We start from the raw sequence: 25,666 nt of genomic DNA, 5'->3' as shown, positions 1-25,666 counted from the left end.
GGAGTTCATCGTCAACTGGCTTGTTCCGGCCAGGCGTTGAAAACATGAAACCTTGATCGGCCTGGGATCCGCAGTTTGTGCGTTTCTACGGAACTGCAGCTCAGACGGGCAGTGCCAAGTGCACAAGGCAGAAAGCCGGAAAGCCGGAAAGCCAGGAAGTCAGAAAGTCAAAAAGCCAACGAGGCCCCCAGGCTGCTGTGTTGAGTCGTCGGATATCTCAACACAGCGGCCCGGGGGCCTCATTCAAGTTCGCGGTGAACCGCGTTCTCAGTAGTCGATGCGGTCGGACTTCGCCAGCCACGCGTCGAAGGGCGCCGTACGGTTCGGCATGTCCACTCGCTCGATCGCCACCGGCCACAGCTCCGCGGGCTTCTTTTCGAAAAGGTCGTAGAACTTGCGGTCATCGAAACCGGCCACCGCGGCGTCATCCCGATCAGCGGCGAAGATGATCCGGTCGACGCGCGCCCACAGCGCGGAGGAAAGACACATCGGGCACGGCTCACACGAGGTGACCAGGACGCAGCCCTCCAGCGAGAAGGTGCCCAGCTTCTGGCAGGCGGCACGGATCGCGCTCACCTCGCCGTGCGCCGTCGGGTCCAGGTTCGAAGTGACCTTGTTGTTCCCGATCGCGACGATCTCGCCGTCCTTGGCGATCAGTGCGCCGAACGGACCGCCGCCGTTCTTCACACTGGTGGTGGCAAGGCCGATGGCCTCGTCCATCCAGGCGCGCTCGATCTCCTGGATGCTCGTTTCTTGGGTGTACGCGGTCACGGTCACTCCTTGTGTGCAGACGGTGGGGACTCCCCGGATGCGGCTTGGCGGCGAGCGCCTTCTCCCAGTCGCAAGTACACCCGCCGGGCCCCGTCGGGGGTCAGTCACCGAACCCATGAAGGAGTTGGCTGGTCGGCTGGCGCCTCTCGTAGATTCGTATGAGGACTCAGCTCTCCCCGGCCTCGAAGGTGCGCAGCAGATCCGCGGCGACACTCACGGCAATGATCGCGGGTTCCTTGCCGGTGATGTCGGCCAGCCCGATCGGGGTCTTGATCCGGTCGATGGTGGCGTCGTCGTGACCGCCCTCGGTGGCGAGTCGCTTGCGGAACCGCGCCCACTTGGCCGCCGACCCGATCAGCCCGATGGAGCCGAGATGGGTGGTGCGCAGGGCGGCGTCGCACAGAGCGGCGTCCTCGGCGTGATCATGGGTCATGATCAGGATGTGGGTGCCGCGCGGCAGCTCCTCCAGCACCTCCTCGGGCAGCAGCGGCGTGTGATGCGTGTGCACCTGCGCCACCGCGTCCGCCAGCACGTCGAGCCGCTCCTTGGTGAGGATGTCGGAGCGGGTGTCGATCAGATGGAGGTCGAGGTCCTGACGTGCCAGGATGCGCGCCAGTTCAAGACCGACGTGCCCGACGCCGAAGATCGCCACCGCCCGCACCACCGGCAGCGGTTCGAGCAGCACCTGGACCGTGCCGCCGCAGCACTGCACGCCGTGCTGGTTGGTCACCTTGTCGTTCAGCGCGAAATCCATCAGCTCGGGCTCCGGCTTGGACGCGGCGATCATCTCCCGGGCACGGTCGATCGCGACGGCCTCGACGTTGCCGCCACCGATCGAGCCCCAGGTCGCACTCTCCCCCACGACCAGCTTCGCTCCGGCGTCCCGCGGGGCATGGCCGCGCACGGTCGCGACGGTCACGAGGACACCGGACTCCCGGCGTGCCCGCAACCGCGCGACCGCGGCGATCCATGTCATGTCAGGCACCGCTCAGCGCTTCTACGTCGGTGCGGACCCTGCCGTTGACGGCGGATCCGTCGAGGACCTGACCGTTGTGCGAGACATCGCCGCGCCGGGCCTCCTGGATCGCCCAGAACACCGCCTCCGGCGTCGCGGGGGACGCCAGATCCACGCTCACCCCGGCCGGCCCGAACGCGGCGGCGGCCTGCCGCAGCGCCTCGCGCACCGAGAACGCCAGCATCAGCGGAGGCTCACCCACGGCCTTGGAGCCGTAGACCGCGCCCTCCTCCGTGGCGTTCTCCAGCAGGGTGACGTTGAACTCCTCCGGCATCTCGGAGAAGCTCGGCAGCTTGTACGTGCTCGCCGCCTGGGTCTGCAGCCGTCCGCGGTGCGGCCCGTCGCTGGTGTCCCAGCGCAGGTCCTCCAGCGTCAGCCAGCCCGCGCCCTGCACGAAGCCGCCCTCGACCTGACCGATGTCGATCATCGGGGAGAGGCTCTCGCCGACGTCGTGCACGATGTCCACGCGCCGCATCCGGTACGCGCCGGTGAAGCCGTCGACCTCCACCTCGGTCGCCGCGGCGCCGTAGGCGAAGTACTTGAACGGGGTGCCGCGGAACGACTTCACGTCCCAGTGCAGCCCCTCGGTCCGGTAGAAACCGGCCGCCGACAGCTGCACCCGCTGGAAGTACGCGGTGTGCACCAGCTCGTCCCAGCCCAGCTCCTTGTCGCTGCCCAGGGCGCGCGCGACGCCCTCGACGATGCGTACGTCGGAGGCGTTCGCACCCAGCTGGGAGGCGGCCACCTGCAGCAGCCGCTCGCGCAGCTGCTCACAGGCGTTCTTGATGGCCCCGCCGTTGAGGTCCGCGCCCGAACTGGCCGCGGTCGCCGAGGTGTTGGGCACCTTGTCGGTACGGGTCGGGGCGAGGCGGACCTTGTGCAGCGGGATGCCCAGCGTGGTCGCGGCCACCTGGATCATCTTGGTGTGCAGGCCCTGGCCCATCTCGGTGCCGCCGTGGTTGATCAGGACGGAGCCGTCCTTGTAGATCAGCACCAGCGCGCCGCCCTGGTTGAAGGCGGTGAGGTTGAACGAGATTCCGAACTTGATGCCGGTGATCGCGAGCGCCCGCTTGGTGTGCGGGTGCGCGGCGTTGAAAGCCGCGATCTCGCGCTTGCGGTCGGCGATGCCGGCGTCGTCCTGCACCTGCTGCCAGACGGTGGAGATCCGTTCGGCCTGGGTGACCGGCTGCCCGTACGGCGTCGTCTGGCCCTGGTCCGGCTGGTAGAAGTTGCGCTCGCGCAGCTCCATGGGGTCGAGGCCGAGCTGCGGCGCGACGCGGCCCAGGATGTCCTCGATCACCAGCATGCCCTGGGGTCCGCCGAAGCCGCGGAAGGCGGTGTTGGAGACCGTGTTGGTCTTGGCGATGCGGCCGGCGACACGCGCGTTGGGGATCCAGTACGTGTTGTCGATGTGGCACAGCGCCCGGGCGAGGACCGGCTCGGACAGGTCCAGGCTCCAGCCGCCGTCCGCGGTGAGCGTGGCGTCGAGGGCCTGGATACGGCCGTCGGCGTCGAAGCCGATCTTCCACGAGGCGTGGAAGCCGTGCCGCTTGCCGGACATCGTCAGGTCCTGAGTCCGGTTGAGCCGGAACCGGACCGGGCGGCCGGTCAGCTTGGCGCCGAGCGCGGCGACGGCCGCGAACCCGTGCGGCTGCATCTCCTTGCCGCCGAAGCCGCCGCCCATCCGCAGGCACTGCACGGTCACCTCGTGAGCGGGCACACCGAGCACGTGGGAGACGATCTCCTGGGTCTCCGACGGGTGCTGGGTGCTGCTCTGGATGAACACCTGCCCGTTCTCGTCGACCTGGGCGAGGGAGGCGTGGGTCTCCAGGTAGAAGTGCTCCTGACCGGCGAACTGGAACTCACCGGTGAACACGTGCGCGGAGTCGGCGAAGCCGGCGTCGATGTCGCCGGTCACCATCAGCGGCCTGGCGCCGTGGTAGCTCTCCGCGGCCATCGCGTCCTGCAGCGTGATCAGCGCGGGCTGCTCGTCGAGCTCCACCTCGACGGCCGCCGCACCGAGCCGGGCCGCCTCCAGGGTCTCGCCGAGCACCCAGGCGACCGCGTGGCCGTGGAACATGACCTCGTCGGGGAAGAGCGGCTCGTCGTGCTTCATGCCGGCGTCGTTGACGCCGGGCACGTCGGCGCCGGTCAGCACGCGGACCACGCCGGGCACGGCGAGCGCGGGCTCGGTGCGCAGCGCGGTGATCCGGCCGTGGGCCTTCATGACCTGGACCGGGTAGGCGTGCAGCACGTCCTTGGTGCGCTGCACGAGGTCGTCGGTGTAGAGCGCGGTGCCGGTGACGTGCTGGAAGGCACTCTCGTGCGGCAGCGAGACGCCGACTACGGGCTTCTCGGGGCGCTCGGAAAGGTGACTCATGACGACACCGCCTCGGTGGTCTGTGCGTGCAGCTTGAGCAGGCTCTGGCCGAGCATCGCGGAACGGTAGAGGGAGCTGGCGCGGTGGTCGTCCATCGGCGTGCCCTCACCCCGCAGCACCCGGGCCGCGGCCTCTACAGTCTCCTCCGACCACGGCTCGCCCTCCAGGGCGGCCTCGGTGGCGAGCGCGCGGATCGGGGTGGCGGCCACGCCGCCCAGGCCGATCCGGGCCTTGCGGACGATGCCGTCCTGGATGTCGAGCGCGAAACCGACCGCGACGCTGGAGATGTCGTCGAAGCGGCGCTTTGCGATCTTGTGGAAGGCCGTGACCGGCGACAACGGCGTCGGGATGCGCACCGCGCGGATCAGCTCGCCGGGACGGCGCACGCTCTGCCGGTAACCGGTGAAGTAGTCGGCCAGCGGGACCACGCGCTCACCGTCGGCGTCGGCGAGCACCAGCGATGCCTCCAGGGCGAGCAGCACCGGCGGGCTGTCGCCGATGGGCGAGCCGGTACCCAGGTTGCCGCCGAAGGTCGCACCGTTGCGGATCAGCCGGGAGGCGAACTGCGGGAACAGCTCCGCGAGGAGCGGTACGTCGCCGTCGAGGCGGCGCTCGATCTCGGTGAGCGTCAGCGCCGCCCCGATCTCGATGTGGTCGGACTCGACGCGCAGCTCGCGCAGTTCGGCGAGCCGGTCGATGGCGACGACGCAATCCGCCCTGCGGGAACGGATGTTGACCTCTACGCCGTAGTCGGTGGAGCCTGCGACCACCACGGCGTCGGGCCGCTCGCGCAACAGCCGCAACGTCTCGGCCAGGGTGCTCTTCCGCAGGAACGTGGCGTCGTCCTGGGCGTATTCGGTGGCGACCGCCGCGGGCGGGTCCTGCTCGCGACGCTGCGCGAGGGGGTCCTCGTCGGTGGGCTCACCGACGGCGAACGCGGCATCGCGAATGGGGCGGTAGCCGGTACAACGACACAGGTTTCCGCTCAGCGCGTGCAGGTCGAAGCCGTTCGGACCGTGCTCGGCGTCGTGGCCTTCGGCCGCGTCGGCGCCGTCCGCCGGGTCGCCGTGCGCGCAGCGGTCGGGCCGGTAGTACTCGGAGGCCATGCTGCAGATGAATCCCGGCGTGCAGTAGCCGCACTGGGAGCCGCCGCGGACGGCCATCTCCTCCTGCACCGGGTGCAGGGTGGGCGCCGTACCGTCTTCGCCGACCGTGGCGAGGCCCTCGGAGGTGATGACCTCCTGGCCGTCCAGCGCCGCCGCCGGGACCAGGCAGGCGTTGACCGCCACCCAGTCGGTGGGCTTGTTCACTCCGGGACGGGCCACCAGGACCGAGCAGGCGCCGCACTCACCCTCGGCGCAGCCCTCCTTGGTACCGGTGAGGCCACGCTCGCGCAGGAAATCCAGCACTGTGGTGTGGGGCGCCGCCGGTGAAATCGGTGTTTCTTTCCCGTTGACCGTGATCCGCGCCTCTGTCATGACAGGCCTTCGTTTCCGTGCGTGATCGGTCGATTCATGATGTTCGCCAATTTCAGGCAGCTTTCTGTGTTCAAGTGCGCCACGTGAAAGAAGCGGGCGCAAAAGGGCACGCAACAGCGACGTGCCGGAAAGTGGTGACGGGAAACCCGGAATGTGCCACAGAGGGGCACATCAGAACGGCGTACTCAGCAGCCGTGCGCGATGCGACCCGGAACCCAGACGGTGCGCTGGGCGAGGCGACCAAGATCAGAGCTGGTGTTCATCTGCCGGTCGCCTCCTTTCGGTCGTTATGGGCCGACGTCTACCGCAAAATAGTGGCCGGGGCCATCGAGGTCAAGGGGTTGACTTCGGCATCTCAAGAGCCGAGGGGATTCCTGTCACCTGCCGCCGAAGAAGCCGCGTCAGTGGTGGTGGCCGTGTCGGCCGAGGGTCTGCACGGGGGTCGCGCCGGGGCGGGTCCACTGGGGCACGGGGCGGCTGGTCGGGCCCCAGGTGGCGTTCCCGTCCGCGTCCGAACGCCAGGACCAGCACGGGCTGCCGCCCTCGGGCCGGCCCTCGGGGTTGTCCTCCCATGCCTCGCCGCGGCCGTAGGGCGTCATGTCGAGCAGGCCGAGGGATCCGTTGACCCGCTCGTTGCCCCGGCCCGTCGTGGAGTAGGTGAGGAAGACGCGGTCGCCGTCGCGCAGGAAGCAGGTGAGGTAGCCCATCTCGCCGCCGACCGGCGCGGCCACGTCGCGCACCGAGTACCAGGGCTGGGTGTAGCCCATGAACTCGACGTAGGAGGCCACCTCGTCCCACGGGCCCGTGGTCAGGACGGCGAACGAGACGCCGCGGGCGTTGAGGTAGACGGCGTCCTTCAGATGCCAGGCCGTGGTGGTGCAGCCCTCGCACTGCCCCTGGTGCGGCGCGCCGTCGTACCACATGTGCTGGTACACCACGAGCTCGTCGCGGCCCTGGAACAGGTCCAGGAACGGGACCGGGCCGTCGGGTCCGACGACCTCGACCGCCCCGTCGAACTCCACCATCGGCAGCCGGCGGCGGGCCGCGGCGAGCGCGTCGCCCTCGCGGGTGTAGGCCTTCTCCCGGACCAGGAGCTCGTCCCGGGCGGCCTGCCAGGTGGCCAGGTCGACGACGGGCGGGCGGCCGGGCAGCGGGGTGGTCGGGTCACTCGGCGTGGTCGTCATGGCGTCCTCCGTGGTGTCTCGTGCCGGGCGGCGTCGTATGACGAGGTCCTACGACGACGACGTCCTACGACACCAGGACAGACCCGCGCCCACGCCGGAACTCATCGCGGTGGGGCGCTCGGGCGTGCGAGACTTCTGGCCGGCCGGGGAGCAAGGAGGCCACCAGAGCGCCGGGGGATCGGTCATGTCGCCATCATTTGCGGCCTTGCTGCTGCCGCTGGCGCTCGTGGTGGGGGCACTCTGGCTCGCGTGCGCTGTTCTCGGCCTGCATGGCCTGCTCCTTGGGCGCATGCCGGGCCGATGGCTGCGGTCGGCATCGGCGTTGTCGCCATCGCCCACGTCGTGAAGCCGACTTCCTGACCGCCGGCCGGCGATCGGCTCCGCCACGCCACCTCACCAGCCCGGGGCACAGCCGGTAGCGGCCGCGCTCAGCCGGCCCGCACCGTGCTCGTCAGGTCCGGGGGCGGTGGGGGTTCGGGGAGGAGGGACTGGAGCTCGATGTTGATGGAGCGCAGGCCTTCCTGTTCGCCGGCGTCGCGGGCGCGTTCGCCTTCGCGGATGAGGCGGTCGGCCCTGGACCGGTGGCGCATGCGGTCGCGGTAGCGGGTGAGGTTGTCGAAGATGAGGGGCTGCAGGACGCCTGCCCGGTCCAGGACGCGGGTGGCGTGCTCGCGCAGTCGCTCGGTGCGGCGGCGCAGGAGGTCGGCGTCGCGGGACTCCACGGCGTCGGCGATGTCACGCTCGTGGAGCGGGAGGTCCTCGCGGTCGGAGGGGCTGCCGTGGGCGACGACCAGGTCACGGACCTCGGTCAGCAACGACTCGGCCCCGCGGACGAGTTCGGGCCAGGTCAGTTCGTCCTCCACGGCGTCCAGGGCGAGCCGCACGTCGAGCAGGCACTTGGCGGCGCGGGCCGCCTCGTCCGGGGCGTGCCGGGCCGCCTGAACCGCCCGGTCCAGCTCGCCGAGCAGGTCCTCGTCGTCCACGCGTCGGAGCAGCAGGTCGGCGACCGGGTTGGGCAGCGAGCCGCAGCGGGCGCGCAGTTCGGCGAGCCTGGCCCGCTCCGCGTCCACGTCCAGGAGCAGTTCGGTGTGGTCGACGGCCGCTTCGCCGACCAGGTTGACGGTGGTCTCGAACGCCTCGTCCAGCAGCGGTACGAAAGCGCTGACCTTCACCAGCCGGGAGGCGTCGATCTCGACGGTGAGCCGTACCTCGCTGCCCGCCGGCACGGTCCGGCTCACCCGGTCGGCGCCGACGTCGATGCGGCCGATGGTCCGGTTGCGGTCGGCACGGGCGCGTTCGCCCTCCAGGACGGGGATGCGGATCAGCCCGCCGCTCGCGCCCCGTTCGACGGTGACGGTGGTGCGCAGCGGTGCGGTGCGCCGTACCGGCAGCCGTGCGCCGCGTTCGACGAGCGGGCGCACCTGGTTGTCGGTGAGGCCGACGCCGAGGGCGTGGGTGAGCATGGGCTCGGTCTCCACGGCGCCGACGGTGTAGGTCAGTTGGTCGGGGGTGAGGCGCTGCCGGGCGCCCGTGGGGTCCGTCAGGATGACCGTGAACGTGTTGCGCCTGCCCGGTTCGGCGCGCAGGGTGCTGGTGAACTCACCGCGTGCGGACAGGGCGATGCGGCCGCTGTGCCAGGGCGGGTCGGACACCTCGTTGAGCAGTTCCACGGACATGCCGGAGGCGGCCGTGCCGTCGGCGGCGGTCACCCGGCCGACCACCACCGGGTCCAGGTCGGGGCTGACCCGCGGGTACTCGCAGCGCAGCGTGAAGGCGCCGGGCTCCGGCACGGGCGCGGTCCAGTCGTCGGGCAGCGGCTGGGCACCGGCGAAGATCGCGGCGCCACGGGCCACGACGGTCATCGGATCGTGCCCGAAGTCCAGCGGGATGCCGAGGCCTTGGCGCGGGTCGGCCAGACGCTCGCGCAGGAAGGGCATGGCGGTCTGCCCGCCCACCATGATCACCTTCTCGATGTCGCCCGCTCCCGCGCCGAGTTCGTCGAGGGCCGTACGGCACAGGTTGACGGACCGGGTGACGAAGGGCTCGGCGAGGCGTTCCACGTCGGCGCGGCGCAGCTCGTGAAAGAACTCGTACCGGCCGCCGGTGTCGTCGACGAGTTCGACGTCGACGTCGGCGGTGTGCGCGCGGGAGAGCCGGATCTTCGCGGTCTCGGCGGCGTGCTTCAGCGCGGCTACGGCCGCCCGCCACCGCGGGTTGCCGCGGGACAGTCCGGCCAGCTTCGGGACCTGGCGGACGGCGGCCGGGATCAGCAGGTCCTCCACGATCCGCCAGTCGACGAGCTTTCCGCCTAGGAAGTTGTCGCCGCAGTGGCCGACGACGGAGAACTCCCCGTCCCGCAGCCGGATCACGGCCGCGTCGAACGTGCCCCCGCCGAAGTCGTACACCAGCCACATCGCGTTCTCGTCGGTGGCCTGGAAGCCGTACGCGTGGGCCGCCGCCGCGGGTTCCTGGAGCAGCCGGGTGAACTCCAGGCCCGCGAGGCCCGCCGCGCGCCGGGTGGCGTCGCAGGCGTTCAGGTCGAACGCGGCCGGCACGGTGATCACCGCCGCGCGGATCTCCTCCTCCAGCCGGGCCGCGACGTCGGCCCGCAGTGCGGAGAGCACCTCGGCGGACATCTGCTCGGGCGTCAGGGTGCGGCCCGCGGCGGGGAACCGCATGTCCTGGCCGGACGTGCCCATGCGCAGTTTGAACTCGGCGCAGGTGTTGTCCGGGTCGCGCTCGCGGCGCTCCCGGGCCGGCCTCCCGACGAAGAGCCGGTCCCGGCGGTCGATCCAGATCGCCGACGGGGTGGTCTCGTCGCCGTCGTTGTTCTTGATCACCTCCGTCTGCACACCGCGCAGTACGGCGACCGCGCTGTTGGTGGTGCCGAGGTCGATCCCGATGTCGATGGTGCTCCTGCTCACTGGTCAGCTCCCCCTGTCTCGTCCGACTCCTCCGGCGGCGTGCCCACGATGACCTCGCCGAGTGCGAGGGGCGTGCCGCGCAGGTACACGGCGGGCCGGACGGTCTCCACGACCTCGTCGCGTTCCAGGCCGGCCATCGGCTGGTAGGCCAGCACCCGCATCCGCAGCCCCGGGTCGAAGGCCGTGCCCTCGTACGACCGGGTCTGTACGCCGCTCTCCACGAGGGCGTCCACCACGGCGTCGAGGTGACGGCGCACCCCGGCGGAGATGCCGTCGGCCGCCTCGATCGCATCGACCTTGTTGCGCAGCCGCCATACGGCCGTGGCGAGCTCGACGAGGGCGTCGGCCTCCAGGGGGACGGGGGCGGTGAGCGCGGGGGGCGCGGGGGTGGGGGTCCCGGCGCCCGATGGGGTGGACGGCATCAGATCACTTCTTCCTGTTCTCCCATTGGTTCACGAGCTCGGTCACGACGAACGTGCCGATGAGGAAGGCGCTGCCGCTCAACCACTTCCCGGCAGTGGTCTCGGGACCCACGAGCAGGGCGGCGCCGATCAGGACCCCCTCTGTCAGCGCGATCAGTGTGAGAAGGAGCGCGAGGGGCCCGCCGCCCCGTCGCCGGCCCGCACCCGACCGAGCCGACGCCCCCCGGCCGGAGACGGTCCGGTGATGTGACGTGAGGGGCCGGTACCCGGCCTCGTACCGAAGGTCCGGGTCCGGTGCGAGCCCGGCCCGGTCCAACAGGTCCATGGCCTCGTACCGGCATCCGGCGCAGCAGGGGATCCCGACGCTTCCCGAGTCCGTGAAGCCGCCCCCGGTGACGGCCAACACCTCGGACGCGCCCACCGACCGGCCGCAGCGGAAGCACTGGCCCGGGGTCCCCACGACCGCCGGGCCGGCCGCCGCCCGCGTGAGCGTGTCGATGTTCTGCCGGATCACCGACCGGGCCTCCTCGCCCGCGGCGAGCGGCAGCACCCTGCGGTAGCCGGGGAGGGCCTTGTCGATGTCGCGGGTGGCGTTGACGTACTCCGTATACAGCCGGCAGGCCGCCATGGCCACCGCGTCGCGGACCTGGTCGGTCTCGGGGGCATGCGGGCGCAGTTCCCGCAGCTCACGCAGGCGCGGCTCGACGGTGTCCAGCAGCCCGGACGCCTGTTCCACGGCCCGCCGCCCCGGTGAGCGGTCGGCGCGCTCCACCGCCTCCTTGCAGTCCAGGAGGATGTCGTTGCTCAGCAGCACGGCGAGGTTCTGCTCGACCAGGGAGCGTACGTGCCCGCTCGCGGCGAGCACGCGCGCCGACCGCAGATGCGCGGCGGCCCTGCTGACGCGGGGGTCGCGGGCGGTGGACTTGTTCGCGGACAGGCTGTTCGCGCAGGCGACGGCGCAGGCGTTGACGGCGGTCGCCACCTCGTCGGCCGCGTCGGACGACACGGGGTGCTCGGCGCCCAGGACGGTGCGCAGCACCCGGACGTCGGCCCTCGTCTCCGTCAGCAAGGAGTCGGCGGCCCGGTCCAGTGTCGACGGATCCGCGCCGGGGCCGGGTATGGCCTCCGTCCGGTGCCGGATCGCGGCGGCGAACGGTGCGGTGACCCGGCGCAGGGCGGCATCCACCACGCCGTCCTTCACCACCCCGGCGTCCGCCAGGCCGGCGTCCACCGCGAAGCCCCACATCAGCGACACGTGTTGGAGGGCGGCGTCCTCGCCCTTCTTCCGCCGGGCCTCGTCCACCGCGAGCCGCGCGTGGAGGTCCAGCAGCACCGCGGGCAGCGCCTCCCTGAGGGCGGTGCCGTCCACCGCGCGCAGCCGGGGGTCGTCGAGTACGCGGATGCGCTCGTCCAGCCGGCGCCAGCAGCCGTCGTCGTCCAGCACCTGGCGCCAGTACCGGTAGGCCCGCTCCCACAGCGTCCGGCGTCCGCGGACTCCGTAGAACTCCTTGGCCTCCAGCGCCTCGGCGTGGTGGAGGACGGCGAGGTTGTGTACGGCGATGCTGCGGGCGTCCGGGGCGTCGGCGTCCTCGGCGACCTCGGCGACCCCGGCACGGGAATTGGCCAGTCGTTCCCACGCCTTACGGGCCTGCGCCAACTCCGTCCCGTCCGTCTCCGGCAGCGGCCAGAACCAGAAGAACTCGTCCACGACCCGCCGTACCGGATCCTCCAGCCGCCGCAGTGCCTCTCGTACGGCGATGTGGTCGGGCACCGGGTCCGGCGGCAACCACCGCGTCTCCCCCGCCGCCGGGCGTCCGGTCGGCTCGGCCCCCAGTGCCTCGGCCGCGCGGGCCTCGGAGACCCGACGCCGCACCACGCGCGGCGTCGCCGTGACCGTCAGCCCGCTGATGCGGAACGCGTTGTGCCGGTACAGCTCCCGGTCCATGGCGTCCTGGAGCCACGCCGGGACCTCCGACCGAGCCATGGGATTCCTCCGCCCGCTGTCCGCCGCCCGCCAACGGCGCCCAGCATGGGGGCGGCCCCACGGGACCGGTCCCGAGTGCGGCCGACGCGGCCCCGTGGCACGTCAGAGACGTGACTCCTCCGGCACGTCGAGCGTCGGCCGCTTCGCCGGGAAGTGTCGTCGGCGCCGGTCCCGCACCGGCCAGAACAGGACATAGGACGTGGATACGACCACGAAGCCCAGGCGGATCAGGCCACGCGTCGCGTCGTCAGGAACGACGAAGACCGTGCCGTACAGGGTGATCAGGCCGATCCAGCTCCACCAGGGCACCAGGCGCCGCTGCCCGATCACGTCCCACAGCAGGGTGCCCAGCAGGACAGAGGCGGTGTAGTACGTGTAGACGCTGGGGTCCAGGGCGATCCGGGCGTTGGCGCCGAGCAGGACGACGGCGGGCCAGCGGCCTCGCCAGACGGCGACGCACCCCAGCACCAGACCCGCCGCGGCCTGTGCGGGGCGGTCCCAGGGCGGGGTCTGCGGATTGTCGACGCCGAGCCAGCGCAGCGCGGACGCGGGCTGGTTGGGGATCGTGAACTCGGCCGCGGCGAACGAATGCGGGGCGCCCAGGAAGAACGGCAGCCAGACGAGCGCGACCAGACCCGCGCACCACAGGCCCGCGCGCAGCCACTGCCCTCGCGGCAGCGCGAGCAGCAGCGGCAGGAAGGCCAGCGCGGTCGGTTTGGAGTCCATGGCCAGGGCCAGGAAGATGCCGGTCGCGGCCGCGTTGCCGCGGGTGAGGGAGCGTACGGCCAGGGCCGTGAAGAACAGCGCAAGGACGTCGTCGAGGTGACCGAAGCGGACGGCGACCTCGATCCACATCGGGATGAAGGCCAGGCCCGCTATCAGCACACGCTGCCGCAGCCGTTGGTGATTGGTCCCGGTGCCCAGGAAGTGCCAGGCGGCGCTGCGGCCTGCCACCACCACGATGATCAGGCCGAGCAGGGACATCAGGGCGGCTGCCAGCAACTGCCCGACGGACTCGGAAAAGGGGTTGAACAGCCCCGCCACCAGAAAGCTGACCGGGCCCATCTGCAGTTCGGGGTGGTGGGCGTACAGGCCCAGACCGCCGTCCGCCCTGCCCGTGCCCGCGTAGAGCAGCTCCCCGCCCGTGCGCAGATAGTGCCAGGAGAACCCCCCGTGCGGCTGGACCACGGCGAACCACACGGTCGTCCAGGCGGCGAGCAGCACCAGGTGCATCCGCTGGCTGATGGCGGGCACGCTCGCCCTCCCTTCGGTCCTGGTCGTCTCGCACGGGGCGCACGCGCACAGGTGGTGCACCCCTTCTTGAGATGGCCGGACCGCGAGGGAGGTTCTTTCGTGACCGAAGTGAATACCGCCATATCCCTGCGGAATTGTCCGTGATCGGTAACGGACGGATCCCTCGGCCGCTTTCCGCCCTCTTGCCTGAGGCAAAGACCCCCACAAGCAATGGCAAGGAACAGAAGACATGGCACGAAGCGGCGGACGGGGATGGTACGGCAAGGTGCTCGCGGCGGCGCTCGGGGTGACCGCGGTGGCCGCCATGACCTCGCTCTGGAACACCCAGCTCGGTTCCACGAAGGGACAGCCCGGCCAGTCGAGCGTCTCGGCGTCTCCGTCCAAGCCGAACAGCCAGGCGCAGGGCCGGAAGACGCCGCCGATATCGGCGGAAATCGCCCATGCCTCCGACGGCGGCGCCCGTAGCGTCAACATCACCATCGACGACGGGCCCGACCCGGTCTGGACCCCTCAGGTGCTTCAGGTGCTGCGGGACAGCGGTGTGAAGGCCACGTTCTGCATGGTGGGTACGCAGGCCCAGGCACACCCGGACCTGGTGAAGGCCGTGGTGGCGGCCGGGCACCGGCTCTGTGACCACACGGTCTCGCACGACGTCACCATGGACCGCAAGTCCGAGGCCTACCAGTCACAGCAGATCCTGGACGCCGAACGCATGATCACCAAGGCGTCCGGGGGCGTCCGCCCGCTGTACTACCGGGCTCCCGGAGGTGCCTTCACCCCCTACAGCCGCCACCTCGCCGCGTCCCACGGAATGCGCCCGCTCGGCTGGAACATCGACTCCAAGGACTTCGAACTGCCCGGCACCGAGGCCATGGTCGCCACCGTCAAGAACGAGATCTCCAACGGCCCGACCCTCCTCTTCCACGACGCGGGCGGAGACCGCTCGCAGACCGTGGCCGCCCTGCGCGAGGTCCTGCCGTGGCTGAAGGAGCAGGGTTACTCCTTCGGCTTCCCCGTGCGCTGACATCTGCTCACGTCTGCTGGAGCAAGACATCTGCTGAAGCTGGACGGTGCCGAGCCGTTCGTGGTTGTCCGACTCGGGGACCATCCGTCACCGCTTCCGTCCCTCCAGGGTCGGATGGATCTCGACTCTTCTGATGGATTCGCCCAAGTCCTGTGCACGAAAGGGTTGGTACGTCTCACCCGTATCAACCCCAAGGACGTTCCGCACGTGCGAAGCAGTCGAATAGCCCTTCTCTCAGCGGTCGGCACCGTCGCCACACTGATACCCGCGCTCGCACCGGCCACGGCATCCGCCGCGGGAAATCCCCTGAGTCAGTACGTTCAGCAGAAACCGGCCTGGCACCGCTGTGACTCGTCGACGCCCGCGGCCTTCCAGTGCGCCACGGTCAAGGTGCCGCTCGACTACAGCCGCCCGAACGGCAAGAAGCTCGATCTCGCGATATCGCGACTGAAGACGAGCAAGAAGGAAGAGCGCCGCGGTGTGCTCCTGCTCAACCCGGGTGGCCCGGGCGGTACGGGCGTCGACCTGCCGCAGCTGTTGGCGAGCGATCTGCCCAAGTCCGTGAAGAACAAGTACGACCTCGTCGGCTTCGACCCGCGAGGCGTCGGCCAGAGCTCCCCCGTCGGCTGCGGCATGACGCCCGACGAGCAGAACTGGGAACGGCCGTACAAGGCCGAGACGTTCGCCAAGGACGTGAAGTGGGCCCGCACCGTCGCCGAGAAGTGCAACACCAGGCAGGGCACCAAGCTGCGCCACATCACCACCCGCAACACCGCCCGGGACATGGACGTGATCCGTGCCGTGCTCGGCGAGAAGAAGATCTCCTACCTGGGGTACTCCTACGGCACCTACCTCGGCGCGGTCTACACGCAGATGTTCCCGGGGCGCGCCGACCGCTTCGTGCTGGACAGCGCTGTCGACCCGGCCCGGATCTGGCGCGGCATGATCCAGGTCTGGGCGGAGGGCAGCGAGCCCGCCTTCACCCGGTGGACCGAGTGGACCGCCGAGCGCAACTCCACCTACAAGCTGGGCGAGACGCCCGAGGCGGTCCGCAAGACCTTCTACGACCTGGTCGCCCAGGCCGACCGCAAGCCGATCGACCTCGACGGCACGAAGCTGACCGGTGACGACATCCGCACCGGCAGCCGTGGCACGTTCTTCAGCGTGCGCGACGCCGCAGAGTCGGTCGTCGAGCTGAAGAAGGCGGCGGCGGGAAGCCGCAGGTCCGCCGCCCCGAAGACCGGCACGCCCACGCCCCAACCGCCGACGTTCGGCCGGGCCGCACCCGAGGACAACGGCGACGCCGCCTTCTGGTCCGTCCTCTGCGCCGACACCCGCGACTGGCCGCGCGACCCCGAGCAGTACCGCGCCGACGCGATCCGGGACAAGGCCACCTACCCGCTGTACGGCGACTTCGCGTCCAACATCAAGCCGTGCGCGTTCTGGAAGCAGACCGGCGGTGAGGCCGCCACGAAGGTCGACAACAAGGTCGGCGCGCTGATCCTGCAGAACGAGTGGGACCCGCAGACCCCGTTGACCTCGGGCCAGGGCCTGCGCCGCGTCATGAAGGGCGCGAAGATGGTCACGGTCGCCGGGGGCGTCGGGCACGGCATCTACGGCTCCAAGTCCTGCGCGGACAAGACGGCGACGGCCTACCTGACCACCGGCAGGCTGCCGGCGACGGACGTGACCTGCCAGGCCACCCCGGCCGCGGGCGAGCGCGCAGGAGCCAATCCGCTGCCGCTGCCGACGGCGCCCGGTATCCCGGGTCTCAGCGGCGAATGAGTCATGGGGCGCGCCGACTGACCGGCCTGACGCTGGTGATGGCGGCGATGGCTGTCGCGTTCTGGCTGGCGCTCGGGCCACCGTCCGACTGGTCGGGCGCCGCGAGAGTCGGCCGCTTCGCCCTCGTCCTGAGCTGCTTCGGGGTGATCGGCGGTGGCGTGCGGCTGATCTTCCCCGACCGGGCGAAGGACGGGCCGACCGAGGCCGGCGGGTGACAGACTCAGGCCCACCAGTCCCTCAACCTCCGGCCCTCGCACGCCCGTTGCCGGTGTAGGCCTGGCCTGCGGGTCCATCCGGATGCGTGCGTCATGGCGTTCAGTGGCTGAACGGCATGACGCCGCATCCGGTCCCTCACTCCCCGCGCGGCTCCCGCACCACCACCACGTCCCCCGCCGCGACGGCCACCGAACCGCCCGTCGTCACCTTGCCGGTGAGGAGTTCGGTGGCGTCCGCGGAGACGGGCACCTCGGCATCCCGGTCCGTGTGGTTGATCAGGAAGAGGTAGTCGGCGTCGGGCCCACGGCGCAGGGCCGCCTCGACGCCCCGAGGGGTCGCGCGCACCGCCTCCACCCCCGCCTCCGTACGGATGCGGTCCACCAACCCCGCCAGGGTCGCCGCGTCCGGCTGCGTGGCGACGTACCAAGTGACGCCCCCACCAAGGGAGTTGCGCGTCACCGCAGGCACCCCCGTCAGCGGGCCGCTCGTGTACGACTCCACCGGCTCGGCACCGGCCAGGCGCACGCGCTCCGACCAGAGGGTCCCTGTGCCGCCGCCGCTCAGCCCCACCGACTCCCCGGGCAGCAGCGGGAACAGCTCGTCGGTCCGCACCCCCAGCGCCTCCCGGAACGCGCCCGGGTAACCGCCCAGCCGGACATGGCAGTTCTCGTCCACCGCCCCGCTGTGGAAGCCCACCGCCAGCGTGCCGCCGTCCGACGCGAAGGACACCAGGTTCGCCGCGCCCTCGTCGTCCACCAGGTACAGCGAGGGGGCCAGCACCACCCGGTAGGCCGACAGATCCGCGTCCGGGCGTACGAAGTCCACCGCGACGCCCGCCCGCCACAGCGGCTCGTACCAGGCACGCACCAGGTCCTGGAAGCGCAGCGACTCGCTCGGCTGGGACGGGAGTTCCATCGCCCAGCGGGCGTTCCAGTCCCAGACGATGGCCACCTGGGCCGTGCCGACGGCGCCGCGTACCTCGCCGAGCGCCCGCAGGTCGGCGCCCAGTCGGACGACGTCACGCCAGATCTGGCTGTCCGTGCCCGCGTGCGGGAGCATCGCCGAGTGCCACTGCTCGGCGCCCGCCTTCGCCGCGCGCCACTGGAAGTAGGCGATGCCGTCCGCGCCGCGCGCGACATGGGCGAGCGCGTTCCGCCGGAGCTCGCCAGGGCCCTTCGCCCGGTTCACCGGCTGCCAGTTGACCGCGCCCGTCGAGTGCTCCATCAGCAGCCACGGGCCGCCCGCGAGGGAGCGCACCAGGTCGCCGCTGAGCGCGATGTCGATCTGCGACTCGGGGTCGGCGGACTGGAGGTAGTGATCGTTGGAGACGACGTCCAGCTTCGGGGCCCAGCGCCAGTAGTCCAGCGCGTCGAAGTTGTACATCACCATGAAGTTGGTGGTGGCGGGGGTATCAGGGGCCGCCTCCAGCAGCACCTCGCGCTCCGCCTCGTACAGCGACAGCAGTGCGTCGCTGCAGAAGCGGCGCCAGTCCAGCTGGTGGGTGGGGTTGGGGACGGCGCCCGTGGGGCGGGGCGGGATGATCTCGTCCCAGTCGTAGTACCACTGGCTCCAGAAGGTGGTGCCCCAGGCGTCGTTGAGGGCGGCCAGGTCGTCGCCGTACCGCGCCCGCAGCCAGCGCCGGAAGGCCGCCGCGCTCTCGTCGCAGTGGCACTCGGCGTTGTGGCAGCCGTACTCGTTGTGGATGTGCCACATCACCACCGCCGGGTGGTCGGCGTAGCGCCGGGCGAGTGCGCCCGCGATACGCAGGGCCGCCTCGCGGTAGGCGGGGCTCGACGGGCAGAACGTCTGGCGGCTGCCGTACGACAGTCCGCGCCCGTCCTTGTCCACCGGCAGCGCCTCGGGGTGGGCCCTGAAGAACCACGCCGGGGGCGCGGCCGTCGGGGTGGCCAGGTCGGCGGCGATGCCGTTCTCGTGGAGCAGGGCGAGGATGCGGTCGAGGCGCGAGAAGTCGTACTCGCCCTCGCGCGGCTCCAGCAGCGCCCACGAGAAGATGTTGACGCTGACCATGTTCACGCCCGCCTCGCGCATGAGGCGTACGTCCTCGGCCCAGACCTCCTCGGGCCACTGCTCGGGGTTGTAGTCACCGCCGTAGGCGATGCCCTCCACCGAAAGCCCGCGGGAACGCTCGCGGGAAGGCTCGCGGGAGGGCTCGCTTGAAAGCTCGCGCGTCATCGGGCGTCCCCCGACAGCAGCCGGCGCGTCGTCTCCACGCCCCACGTGTCCAGCGACAGCAGCCGGTCGCTGGACGCCATCAGGCCGCCCGTCGCCTCGACGTGCGCGGCCCACCGCTCGCGGGTCTCCACCGCCGGGCGCGCCATCAGGCAGTCGGGGTCGTTGATCCAGAAGCGGCCGTGCTGCCACTGACGGCCGACGCCGGTGAACTCGGCGGGGTCCTGCCCGGGTTGGCTGTAGTCGTCGGCCTCGGGGCGGCGGTGCGGGGCCGTGTCGGGGCTGACCCGCATCGCGTCGAACAGGCCGATGGAGGCGAGCAGGGGCGCGCCGCAGCCCAGCAGGTAGGCGTCCTCGCCGATCGCGTCCCGGATCAGCCGGATGCCTTCGCGATACGCAGTCAGCGCGTCCGACTCCGCGTCGTGCCGTACGCCCTCCAGCGCGCCCGCGTAGAGGAAGTCCACCTTGAAGTAGTCGTAGCCCTCGGCGCGCAGCGTCCGGAAGACGTCCGTCAGATACGCCGCCGCCTCGGGGTGCGTGGTGTCCAGGACGCGCAGGTCGTGGCCCCAGTTGCGGCCGGCGTGCGCGAAGTCGCCGTCGGCGGTGCGGACCAGCCACTCGGGGTGCTCGGCGGCCAGGTCGCTCGCGGGGTCGACGAGGAAGGGCGCCGTCCAGATGCCCGCCCGGCGGCCCCGCGCCCTGATCGCGTCCGCGATGCCCGCACGGGAGCGGAAGCGGCCGGAGAGGGTGAGCCAGTCGCCGAGGGCCTTCTGGTAGCCGTCGTCGATCTGGACGACGTCGATGGGCAGGTCGAGGGTGTCCATCGCACGGAGGTTCTCGTGGATGTCGTCCTCGGTGACGGCGGTGAAGTACTCGTACCAGGAGCACCAGACGGTGGGAGCGGGGCTGGGTGCCGGGAGTTGGAGGCTGTCGGCCCACTCGCCCAGCACCGACTGGACGGTGGCGCCCGTCCACTCCTTCACCGGGCCGTCGGCGCTGACCTGAGCCACGCCGTCCGTCACGACCAGCCGGACGGAGGGGACCTCGGTCAGCGGGTCCGTCGCCGCCCACAGGCGGACCGGTGAGCCGTCGCCGGGGTCGAGCGCCAGCAGGCCCTCGCCCTGGAAGGCGCCCTCGGGGACGGTGACGCCGGGGCGGTAGCAGACCGTCGCCCAGTTGTCGTTGGTCGGGCGGTACGGCTTCTCGCCGAGGGCGTAGGAGCCACTGGGGCTCCAGGACTGCCAGCCCTCCTCGTGGACGCGGGCGTTGACGGCGTCCACGGGCACGGAGGCGACGGGGGTGAAGGGGTGGTGCACGGGTGTCTCTTTCAAGAAAGGGGGCTGCCGGCCTCATGAAGGGAGCCGGCAGCCCTTGGTGTCGAGGGCCGTCAGCCCTTGTTGGCGCCCAGCGTCAGACCGCTGACGAACTGCCGCTGGAGCACGAAGTACACGATCAACGTGGGGATCGCGGTGAGCAGGGCGCCCGCGGCCACCAGGTTCGGGTCCGTGAAGTACGCGCCGGAGAGGTTGTTCAGCGCCGAGGTGATCGGCATGTTCTCGCCGGTCGAGATCAGCACCAGGGCCCAGAAGAAGTCGTTGTAGATCCAGATGGACAACAACGTCGCCAGGGCCGCCATCGCCGGACGGCACAGCGGCAGCACGATCTGCCAGTACTGCCGCCACACCGAGGCGCCGTCCACCAGCGCGGCCTCGGTCAGCTCGTGCGGCAGCGTGCGCATGTAGTTGCTGAGCACGAAGGCGCAGAAGCCCGACTGGAACGCGACATGGATGAGGACGAGCCCGAGCGCGGAGTCGTAGAGCTTGCCGCTCATGGTGATGCCGGGCAGGTCGATCAGCAGGTACAGGCGGTACAGCGGGGTGATGATGACCTGCTGCGGGAGCAGGTTGCCCGCCGTGAAGACCAGCAGCAGCGCCAGGTTGACGCGGAAGTCGAAGCGGCTGACGTAGAACGCGACCATCGAGGACAGGAACAGCGTCACCAGCACCGCCGGGACGGCGATGATCATCGTGTTGACGAAGTAGTGGCTCATGTCCGACTGCTGATACGCGTTGATGAAGTTGTCGAAGTTCAGCGTGTCCGGCCAGGACACGTATCCCTTCTCGCTCGTCTCCGCGTACGGCCGCAGCGCCGCGTAGATCGCCCACGCCAGCGGGGCGACCCAGGCCAGCGCCGCGCCGGCGAGGAAGAGGTGGAGCAGGATCCGGGCGGGGCGGACGGGCGTACGGGGCTTGGTCATGGCGTTGATGCTCATGCGCGCCGCTCCTTCCGGAAGGTGGCCACCAGGTAGGGGATGATCACGACGAGGGAGATCAGCAGCAGGACGACCGCGATGGCGGAGCCGTATCCGATGCGGCTGGACTCGCCGATGATGTTGTTGGTGACCAGGATCGAGAGCAACTCGGTGCCCTCGGCGCCCTTGTTGAAGACGAAGACCAGGTCGAAGGCGCGCAACGCCTCGATGATGGTGACGACCAGGACGACGGTGTTGGTGGGCCGCAGCGTCGGGAAGATGACGTTCTTGAACGTCTGCCACTCGTTCGCGCCGTCGAGCGCGGAGGCCTCCCGCAGCGACGGGTCGACGCCCTTCAGACCGGCCAGGTACAGGATCATCATGTAGCCGGCGTGCCGCCAGGACGCGGCGACGAGGATCGCCCAGAGGTTGAGGTCCGGGTCACCGATCCAGTCGATGTACTTGCCGGGCTCGTTGGCCCCGATGAGGCTGTTGATCAGGCCCGTGTCCGGGTTGTAGATCAGCTGCCACACAAACCCGATGACGGCCATCGACAGCACGACGGGCAGGAAGAACGCGGTCTGGTACACCCTGCTGAACCGGATCTTCTTGTCCAGCTGCACGGCCAGGAACAGGCCGAGCGGGGTCGGGATCACGATCAGCACGACGAACCAGACGACGTTGTGCTCGACGGCGGGCCAGAACTGCGGGTTGTTGGTGAACAGTTCCCTGAAGTTGTCGAGCCCGACCCACTTGATCGAGTCGAAGCCGATGCCGTCCCAGGTGGTGAACGCCAGCGTGATGGAGGCGAGGGCGGTCACCCAGACGAGCGCGATGTGCAGAAGGGTCGGCAGACCCGCCATCAGACCGAGGGTGATCCGGTCGCGGCGGGTCAGCAGACGACGGTGCCCGTGCGGCACCTTCTTGGCGGGGGCAGCGCCCGAAGGCGGCACGGCGGCCGCCTCCGGGGTCTCCTTCGTGATGTCGGTCGTCATGAGGCGGCGAAGATCGTCTTCTTCTGGCGCTCGATCGAGGACAGCAGGCTGTCGACGCCCTTGGGGTCACGGACGAACTTCTGCAGCGCGGGCTGCATCACCGTGGAGGTGAAGTCGGGCCGGCTGTCGCGGTCCATGAACTGGGTCAGGGACTTGGCGCCGGCGATCATGTCGTACGCCTTCTTCTGCAGGGCGCTGTACGACGACGTGTCGGCGCCGGTCGCGGCGTGGACCACGCTGGGGTCGGACTTGAGGTAGATGTCCTCGGCGTCGGTGGTGCCGAGGTACTCCAGGAGCTTGACGGCCTGGGCCTTGTTCTTCGGGCTCTTGCTCATCATGAAGCCGTCGGTGGGCGCCTCGACGGTGTCCTGGCCGTAGGCCGGGTCGATCTCCGGGAAGGCGAAGAAGTCGAGGTCCTCCAGGGCGGCCTTGTCGGTGAACTGCTGGGCCACGAAGGTGCCGAGGAGGTACATGCCGGCCTTCTTGGAGGCCAGCGTCTGGGCCGCGTCCTGCCAGGTACGCCCGGTGGCGCCCTCCTGGTGGTAGGGGAGGATCTCGGTCCACAGGTCGAAGACCTTGCGCACCTTGGCGTCGGTCCAGGAGGCCTTGCCGGCCATCAGCTCGACGTGGAAGTCGTAGCCGTTCTGGCGGAAGTTGATCTGGTCGAAGGTGCCGAGCGCGGGCCAGGCGTCCTTGTCACCGAAGGCGATCGGGACGATGCCGTCCTTCTTCATCTGCTTGCACAGCGTCACGAAGTCGTCCCACGTGGTGGGGACTTCGTACCCCTTCTCCTTGAAGACGCTCTTCCGGTAGAAGATCGCCCACGGGTAGGTGTACAGCGGCACGAAGTAGTACTTGCCGTCCTCGCCCTTGCTGAGCTTGTGCATCGCCTCGGGGAAGTTGCCCCCGATGGTCTTCCAGACGTCGTCGATCGGCGTGGCCAGTCCCTTGGCCGCGAAGAACTGCATCCGGTAGCCGGCGAACCAGGTGAACACGTCGTCCGGCGTGCCCTGGAGGTAGGAGTTGATCTGCTCCTGGAAGGTGTTGGAGTCCTTGGTGTTCACGTCGACCGTGATGCCGGACTTCTTCTTGTAGGCCGCGTAGATGTCCGCGAACGCCTTCTTCGGCACGGCGTCGGACGCCTTGGAGCCGAGGGTGACGGTCTTCGGATCGCTCGCCGTGCCACTGCCACCACAGGCGCTCAGCAGCGGGACACCCGCTCCGAGTACGGCGGCGCCGCCTATGCCGCGCAGCAGAGTGCGTCGGCTGGGCGAGGGGAGGGAGAGACCGGAGGGGGAGAGGTCGTGCATCTACGGCTCCTGAGGGCAGGGTTCGATCGTGAGGGTGGGCTCGTCGAAGTCCGTCTTAACCGATCAGAAATCAACTTGACCGAACACGGTGGCGCAATAACAGCCGTATGTCAGGTCATGCGTCAAGAGATGTCGATCGCTGTTTCGGAAACGTGACCGATATCTCGAACCGATCTTGAACCCCTCGAACGTGCTCTACGTGCTCTGCGTGCTCTCCCGGGAGACCGGGGCTAGCGCACGACCACCGTCCGGGTCTCACTCACCTGGTCGACCTCCGACGTCCGCACGGTCACCTTCATCTCCCACTTCCCGGCGATGGGCAGGTTGAGGAAGCTGTTGGCCCAGTAGCCGCCCTTGTCGGTGAGCTCGGCGTCGAGGGGGCCGATGTCCTTGGCGGGGAGGGTGAAGGAGACACGCAGCTCGGGGACGACGGAGACGCCCCCGTCGGGGCCGTAGACGAGGGCCTCGATGGAGTTGTCGCCGACCCGCCCCGGGTCGAGGGTGATCTGGACCTTGCCATGGCCGCCCGGGGTGCCCACGTCGAACGGGACCGTGGTGACGGACGCGCCGATCACCGCGGGCGCCTGCGCCGCCGCCTCGGCCTGCGCCCGGCCGGGCAGGGTGCTGGTGAGGATCGTGGTGACGGCGAGCACGGCGGCGCCGACGGCGACTTCGGCGAGCACGGAGCGGCGCAGGGCGCGGCGGTGCGGGTCGTGCCGCGTGCCCTCGTCGCCCACAGCCGGTGCGGAGGGCTCCGGTGCCTCGCCGGGCGACTCCGGCAGAGGCGGCCCGCCGACGGACTCCGGAACCTTCTCCCGTACGACCGCCTCCACCTCCGCTTCCACCTCCACCTCCGCTCCCGCTTCCGCGTCGCCCGTCGCCAGCCGGGCGGTCCAGCGGCGGGACACGGCCGCCGCCCCGAGGAGCAGGGCCACCGCGGCCAGCTTGAGGAGCAGGAGCCTGCCGTACGTGGTGCCGGTGAGCGCGTCCCAGGAGCCGAGGCCGCGCCAGGACTGGTAGACGCCGGTGACGACCAGGACGGTCACGGAAGCGAACGCGAGGCGCGAGAAGCGGGTGACGGCGGCCGGCGTCAGATGGGCCCGGTACAGCGTGACGAGCAGGGCCGTGAGGCCGCCCAGCCAGACCGCCGTGGCGAGCAGGTGCAGCGCCGAGGACGTCATCGCCGCCGGCACCTGGATGCCCGCGGAGGCGTGCTCGCCGGCGGCCCAGGTCACGGCGAGGCCCGCGGCGAGGGCGGCGCCGGTCCAGCCGTAGGGCCGGCGGCGCCTGGACAGTCGTACGAGATAGCCGGCGGCCACCAGCAGAAGGGCCAGGCGGGCCAGCAGGACGACGCCCGGACGGCTGGTCAGGGTACGACCGAGGGAGTCGGCGCTCAGCGCCCCCAACGGCCCCTCACCCGACTCGTACGGGCCGCGCAGCACCAGCAGGGCCAGGGTGGTGGCGAGGAGGGTCCACCAGCCGGTCCGCAGCAGCCTGGCGAGCACGGGGGCGTCCGGGGGGCGGCAGACGGCCATGAACGTCGCCGTGCCGATGAGCAGGGCGGCGGCGAGGTAGGCCAGATAGCGGGCGATGTTGTAGAGGCTCTTGGTCGCCGGGTCCTCGGTGGGACCGGTGTCGACGGTGGCCGTCGTGAGGGAGCGTTTGCCGACGGAGAAGGTGAACGCTCCGGAGACCGGGTGACTGTCCGCCGACACCACCCGCCAGGCGACGGTGTACGTCCCCTGGGCCAGCTTCGAGGGCAGCGTGACCCGGGCGGTGTCACTGCTGTCCGGACTGTGCTGCGGCTCCCCCGTGCGCAGCCTCCGACCGTCCGGGTCCAGGACGCGGAAGGAGTCCTCCAGCAGACCGACGGACTCCGTGAAGCTCAGGGTGAGGTGGCGGGGCGCCGACTGGAGGAGGCTTCCGTCCCCGGGGTCGGTGGAACGGAGGGCCGCGTGGGCCGACGCGGGTCCTGTGCCACCGAGGAGGAACAGGACCAGCAGGGTGCCCAGCAGCACCAGCCGTTGAAGCCCCCGCCGTCCGCTGGATCGGCGCCGCGGTTGTCGTCGGTCATCGCACCCCACGTGTGTCACATCTCCGTCGTCGGACTTGAGGCCTCGGGGGTAGGTACGGATGGGGAGGCCTTCGGGCTCAGCGCCCGGCGGTGGTTTCGCTCATTGGATCGCGCAAGCCTCAAGTTCCCCTCAGAACCTGAGGAATCGCTTTGCATGGGTCGCTCGCACGGTCATGATCGCAACAGCTGCGAACGACGCGGTTACCCGCGGTGCGGCATGCAAGCCCGGCCACCGGTATCACGCCACCTCTGGGAGAAGTGACATGTTTCGCCGAACTCTGGCCGCCCTGAGCCTTCTCTCGGCTGTTGCGGTGGGTTGCGTCCAGGGAAGTGGTGTACGGGTTCGACCTGATCCGGGGGTTTGCTCCGGCTTCTGGCTGATGCCCGCATAGATGAACGGCCACCGGCT

18 protein-coding genes are annotated in these 25,666 nt (G+C 70.4%); 3 read left to right on the top strand and 15 right to left on the bottom strand.

What is annotated here, in order from left to right:
• Positions 1 to 267: 267 nt before the first annotated feature.
• The 9 genes from ACIA8X_RS40620 to ACIA8X_RS40580 form a co-directional block, all read right to left on the bottom strand.
• Positions 268 to 771 (bottom strand): nucleoside deaminase, encoded by a 504-nt coding sequence (locus ACIA8X_RS40620; RefSeq protein ID WP_393456177.1) that lies wholly within the window; start codon positions 769 to 771, stop codon positions 268 to 270.
• 166 nt (positions 772 to 937) lie between these two features.
• Positions 938 to 1,747, bottom strand: coding sequence for a xanthine dehydrogenase accessory protein XdhC (xdhC, locus tag ACIA8X_RS40615; protein WP_393456174.1), 810 nt, complete (start codon positions 1,745 to 1,747; stop codon positions 938 to 940).
• Between the two features lies 1 nt (position 1,748).
• Positions 1,749 to 4,166, bottom strand: a complete 2,418-nt coding sequence (gene xdhB / locus ACIA8X_RS40610) for a xanthine dehydrogenase molybdopterin binding subunit (protein WP_393456171.1) — start codon at positions 4,164 to 4,166, stop codon at positions 1,749 to 1,751.
• Positions 4,163 to 5,644 (bottom strand): xanthine dehydrogenase small subunit, encoded by a 1,482-nt coding sequence (locus ACIA8X_RS40605; protein ID WP_399460421.1) that lies wholly within the window; start codon positions 5,642 to 5,644, stop codon positions 4,163 to 4,165. The genes xdhB and ACIA8X_RS40605 overlap by 4 nt, the downstream gene beginning before the upstream one ends.
• Before the next feature lie 401 nt (positions 5,645 to 6,045).
• Positions 6,046 to 6,828: a DUF899 domain-containing protein gene (locus ACIA8X_RS40600; RefSeq protein WP_393456165.1), complete on the bottom strand. Its 783-nt coding sequence runs from the start codon at positions 6,826 to 6,828 to the stop codon at positions 6,046 to 6,048.
• 428 nt (positions 6,829 to 7,256) lie between these two features.
• Positions 7,257 to 9,752 carry an Hsp70 family protein gene (locus ACIA8X_RS40595; RefSeq protein ID WP_399460420.1) on the bottom strand — a complete coding sequence of 832 codons (2,496 nt, stop codon included), beginning with the start codon at positions 9,750 to 9,752 and terminating at the stop codon, positions 7,257 to 7,259.
• Positions 9,749 to 10,174, bottom strand: coding sequence for a hypothetical protein (locus ACIA8X_RS40590; RefSeq protein ID WP_399460419.1), 426 nt, complete (start codon positions 10,172 to 10,174; stop codon positions 9,749 to 9,751). Before ACIA8X_RS40590 ends, ACIA8X_RS40595 begins: the two co-directional genes overlap by 4 nt.
• Before the next feature lie 4 nt (positions 10,175 to 10,178).
• The gene (locus tag ACIA8X_RS40585; RefSeq protein ID WP_399460418.1) at positions 10,179 to 12,158 is read right to left on the bottom strand and encodes a hypothetical protein; all 1,980 of its coding nucleotides are present in this window, start codon (positions 12,156 to 12,158) and stop codon (positions 10,179 to 10,181) included.
• A gap of 102 nt (positions 12,159 to 12,260) precedes the next feature.
• Positions 12,261 to 13,391 (bottom strand): hypothetical protein, encoded by a 1,131-nt coding sequence (locus ACIA8X_RS40580; RefSeq protein WP_399460450.1) that lies wholly within the window; start codon positions 13,389 to 13,391, stop codon positions 12,261 to 12,263.
• Between the two features lie 250 nt (positions 13,392 to 13,641).
• On the opposite strand from ACIA8X_RS40580, the gene ACIA8X_RS40575 reads away from it, so the two are divergent.
• The 3 genes from ACIA8X_RS40575 to ACIA8X_RS40565 all read left to right on the top strand — a co-directional run bounded on the left by ACIA8X_RS40575 (position 13,642) and on the right by ACIA8X_RS40565 (position 16,436).
• Complete coding sequence (locus tag ACIA8X_RS40575) at positions 13,642 to 14,436, top strand: polysaccharide deacetylase family protein (RefSeq protein WP_399460417.1); 795 nt, start codon at positions 13,642 to 13,644, stop codon at positions 14,434 to 14,436.
• Positions 14,437 to 14,643: 207 nt separating this feature from the next.
• A complete protein-coding gene (locus ACIA8X_RS40570) occupies positions 14,644 to 16,221 on the top strand; it encodes an alpha/beta hydrolase (RefSeq protein WP_399460416.1) in 1,578 nt (525 codons plus the stop codon).
• Entirely contained in the window at positions 16,218 to 16,436 is a 219-nt protein-coding gene (locus tag ACIA8X_RS40565; RefSeq protein WP_399460415.1) for a hypothetical protein, read from the top strand. The genes ACIA8X_RS40570 and ACIA8X_RS40565 overlap by 4 nt, the downstream gene beginning before the upstream one ends.
• Before the next feature lie 136 nt (positions 16,437 to 16,572).
• Here ACIA8X_RS40565 and ACIA8X_RS40560 read toward each other — a convergent pair whose 3' ends face one another.
• The 6 genes from ACIA8X_RS40560 to ACIA8X_RS40535 form a co-directional block, all read right to left on the bottom strand.
• Positions 16,573 to 18,630 carry a beta-galactosidase gene (locus ACIA8X_RS40560; RefSeq protein WP_399460414.1) on the bottom strand — a complete coding sequence of 686 codons (2,058 nt, stop codon included), beginning with the start codon at positions 18,628 to 18,630 and terminating at the stop codon, positions 16,573 to 16,575.
• The gene (locus tag ACIA8X_RS40555) at positions 18,627 to 19,943 is read right to left on the bottom strand and encodes a glycoside hydrolase family 36 protein (protein WP_399460413.1); all 1,317 of its coding nucleotides are present in this window, start codon (positions 19,941 to 19,943) and stop codon (positions 18,627 to 18,629) included. Before ACIA8X_RS40555 ends, ACIA8X_RS40560 begins: the two co-directional genes overlap by 4 nt.
• Before the next feature lie 71 nt (positions 19,944 to 20,014).
• Positions 20,015 to 20,899, bottom strand: a complete 885-nt coding sequence (locus ACIA8X_RS40550) for a carbohydrate ABC transporter permease (RefSeq protein ID WP_399460412.1) — start codon at positions 20,897 to 20,899, stop codon at positions 20,015 to 20,017.
• Positions 20,896 to 21,873, bottom strand: a complete 978-nt coding sequence (locus ACIA8X_RS40545) for a carbohydrate ABC transporter permease (protein WP_399460411.1) — start codon at positions 21,871 to 21,873, stop codon at positions 20,896 to 20,898. The genes ACIA8X_RS40550 and ACIA8X_RS40545 overlap by 4 nt, the downstream gene beginning before the upstream one ends.
• Complete coding sequence (locus ACIA8X_RS40540) at positions 21,870 to 23,183, bottom strand: ABC transporter substrate-binding protein (protein ID WP_393456126.1); 1,314 nt, start codon at positions 23,181 to 23,183, stop codon at positions 21,870 to 21,872. The genes ACIA8X_RS40545 and ACIA8X_RS40540 overlap by 4 nt, the downstream gene beginning before the upstream one ends.
• A gap of 230 nt (positions 23,184 to 23,413) precedes the next feature.
• Positions 23,414 to 25,201 (bottom strand): copper resistance protein CopC, encoded by a 1,788-nt coding sequence (locus ACIA8X_RS40535; protein WP_399460410.1) that lies wholly within the window; start codon positions 25,199 to 25,201, stop codon positions 23,414 to 23,416.
• Positions 25,202 to 25,666 lie beyond the last annotated feature (465 nt).

The sequence above is a fragment of the Streptomyces sp. NPDC051738 genome (assembly GCF_044453205.1).
Taxonomy (GTDB): Bacteria; Actinomycetota; Actinomycetes; order Streptomycetales; family Streptomycetaceae; genus Streptomyces.
This window is presented reverse-complemented; position numbering and strand designations above follow the sequence as displayed.

Bases quoted from the DNA above. Each gene is read 5' to 3' on its own strand.
- xdhC (WP_393456174.1), bottom strand. From the start codon at position 1,747: ATGACATGGATCGCCGCGGTCGCGCGGTTGCGGGCACGCCGGGAGTCC.
- xdhB (WP_393456171.1), bottom strand. From the start codon at position 4,166: ATGAGTCACCTTTCCGAGCGCCCCGAGAAGCCCGTAGTCGGCGTCTCG.
- ACIA8X_RS40605 (WP_399460421.1), bottom strand. From the start codon at position 5,644: ATGACAGAGGCGCGGATCACGGTCAACGGGAAAGAAACACCGATTTCA.
- ACIA8X_RS40600 (WP_393456165.1), bottom strand. From the start codon at position 6,828: ATGACGACCACGCCGAGTGACCCGACCACCCCGCTGCCCGGCCGCCCG.
- ACIA8X_RS40590 (WP_399460419.1), bottom strand. From the start codon at position 10,174: ATGCCGTCCACCCCATCGGGCGCCGGGACCCCCACCCCCGCGCCCCCC.
- ACIA8X_RS40585 (WP_399460418.1), bottom strand. From the start codon at position 12,158: ATGGCTCGGTCGGAGGTCCCGGCGTGGCTCCAGGACGCCATGGACCGG.
- ACIA8X_RS40580 (WP_399460450.1), bottom strand. From the start codon at position 13,391: ATGCACCTGGTGCTGCTCGCCGCCTGGACGACCGTGTGGTTCGCCGTG.
- ACIA8X_RS40575 (WP_399460417.1), top strand. From the start codon at position 13,642: ATGGCACGAAGCGGCGGACGGGGATGGTACGGCAAGGTGCTCGCGGCG.
- ACIA8X_RS40565 (WP_399460415.1), top strand. From the start codon at position 16,218: ATGAGTCATGGGGCGCGCCGACTGACCGGCCTGACGCTGGTGATGGCG.
- ACIA8X_RS40560 (WP_399460414.1), bottom strand. From the start codon at position 18,630: ATGACGCGCGAGCTTTCAAGCGAGCCCTCCCGCGAGCCTTCCCGCGAG.
- ACIA8X_RS40550 (WP_399460412.1), bottom strand. From the start codon at position 20,899: ATGAGCATCAACGCCATGACCAAGCCCCGTACGCCCGTCCGCCCCGCC.
- ACIA8X_RS40545 (WP_399460411.1), bottom strand. From the start codon at position 21,873: ATGACGACCGACATCACGAAGGAGACCCCGGAGGCGGCCGCCGTGCCG.
- ACIA8X_RS40540 (WP_393456126.1), bottom strand. From the start codon at position 23,183: ATGCACGACCTCTCCCCCTCCGGTCTCTCCCTCCCCTCGCCCAGCCGA.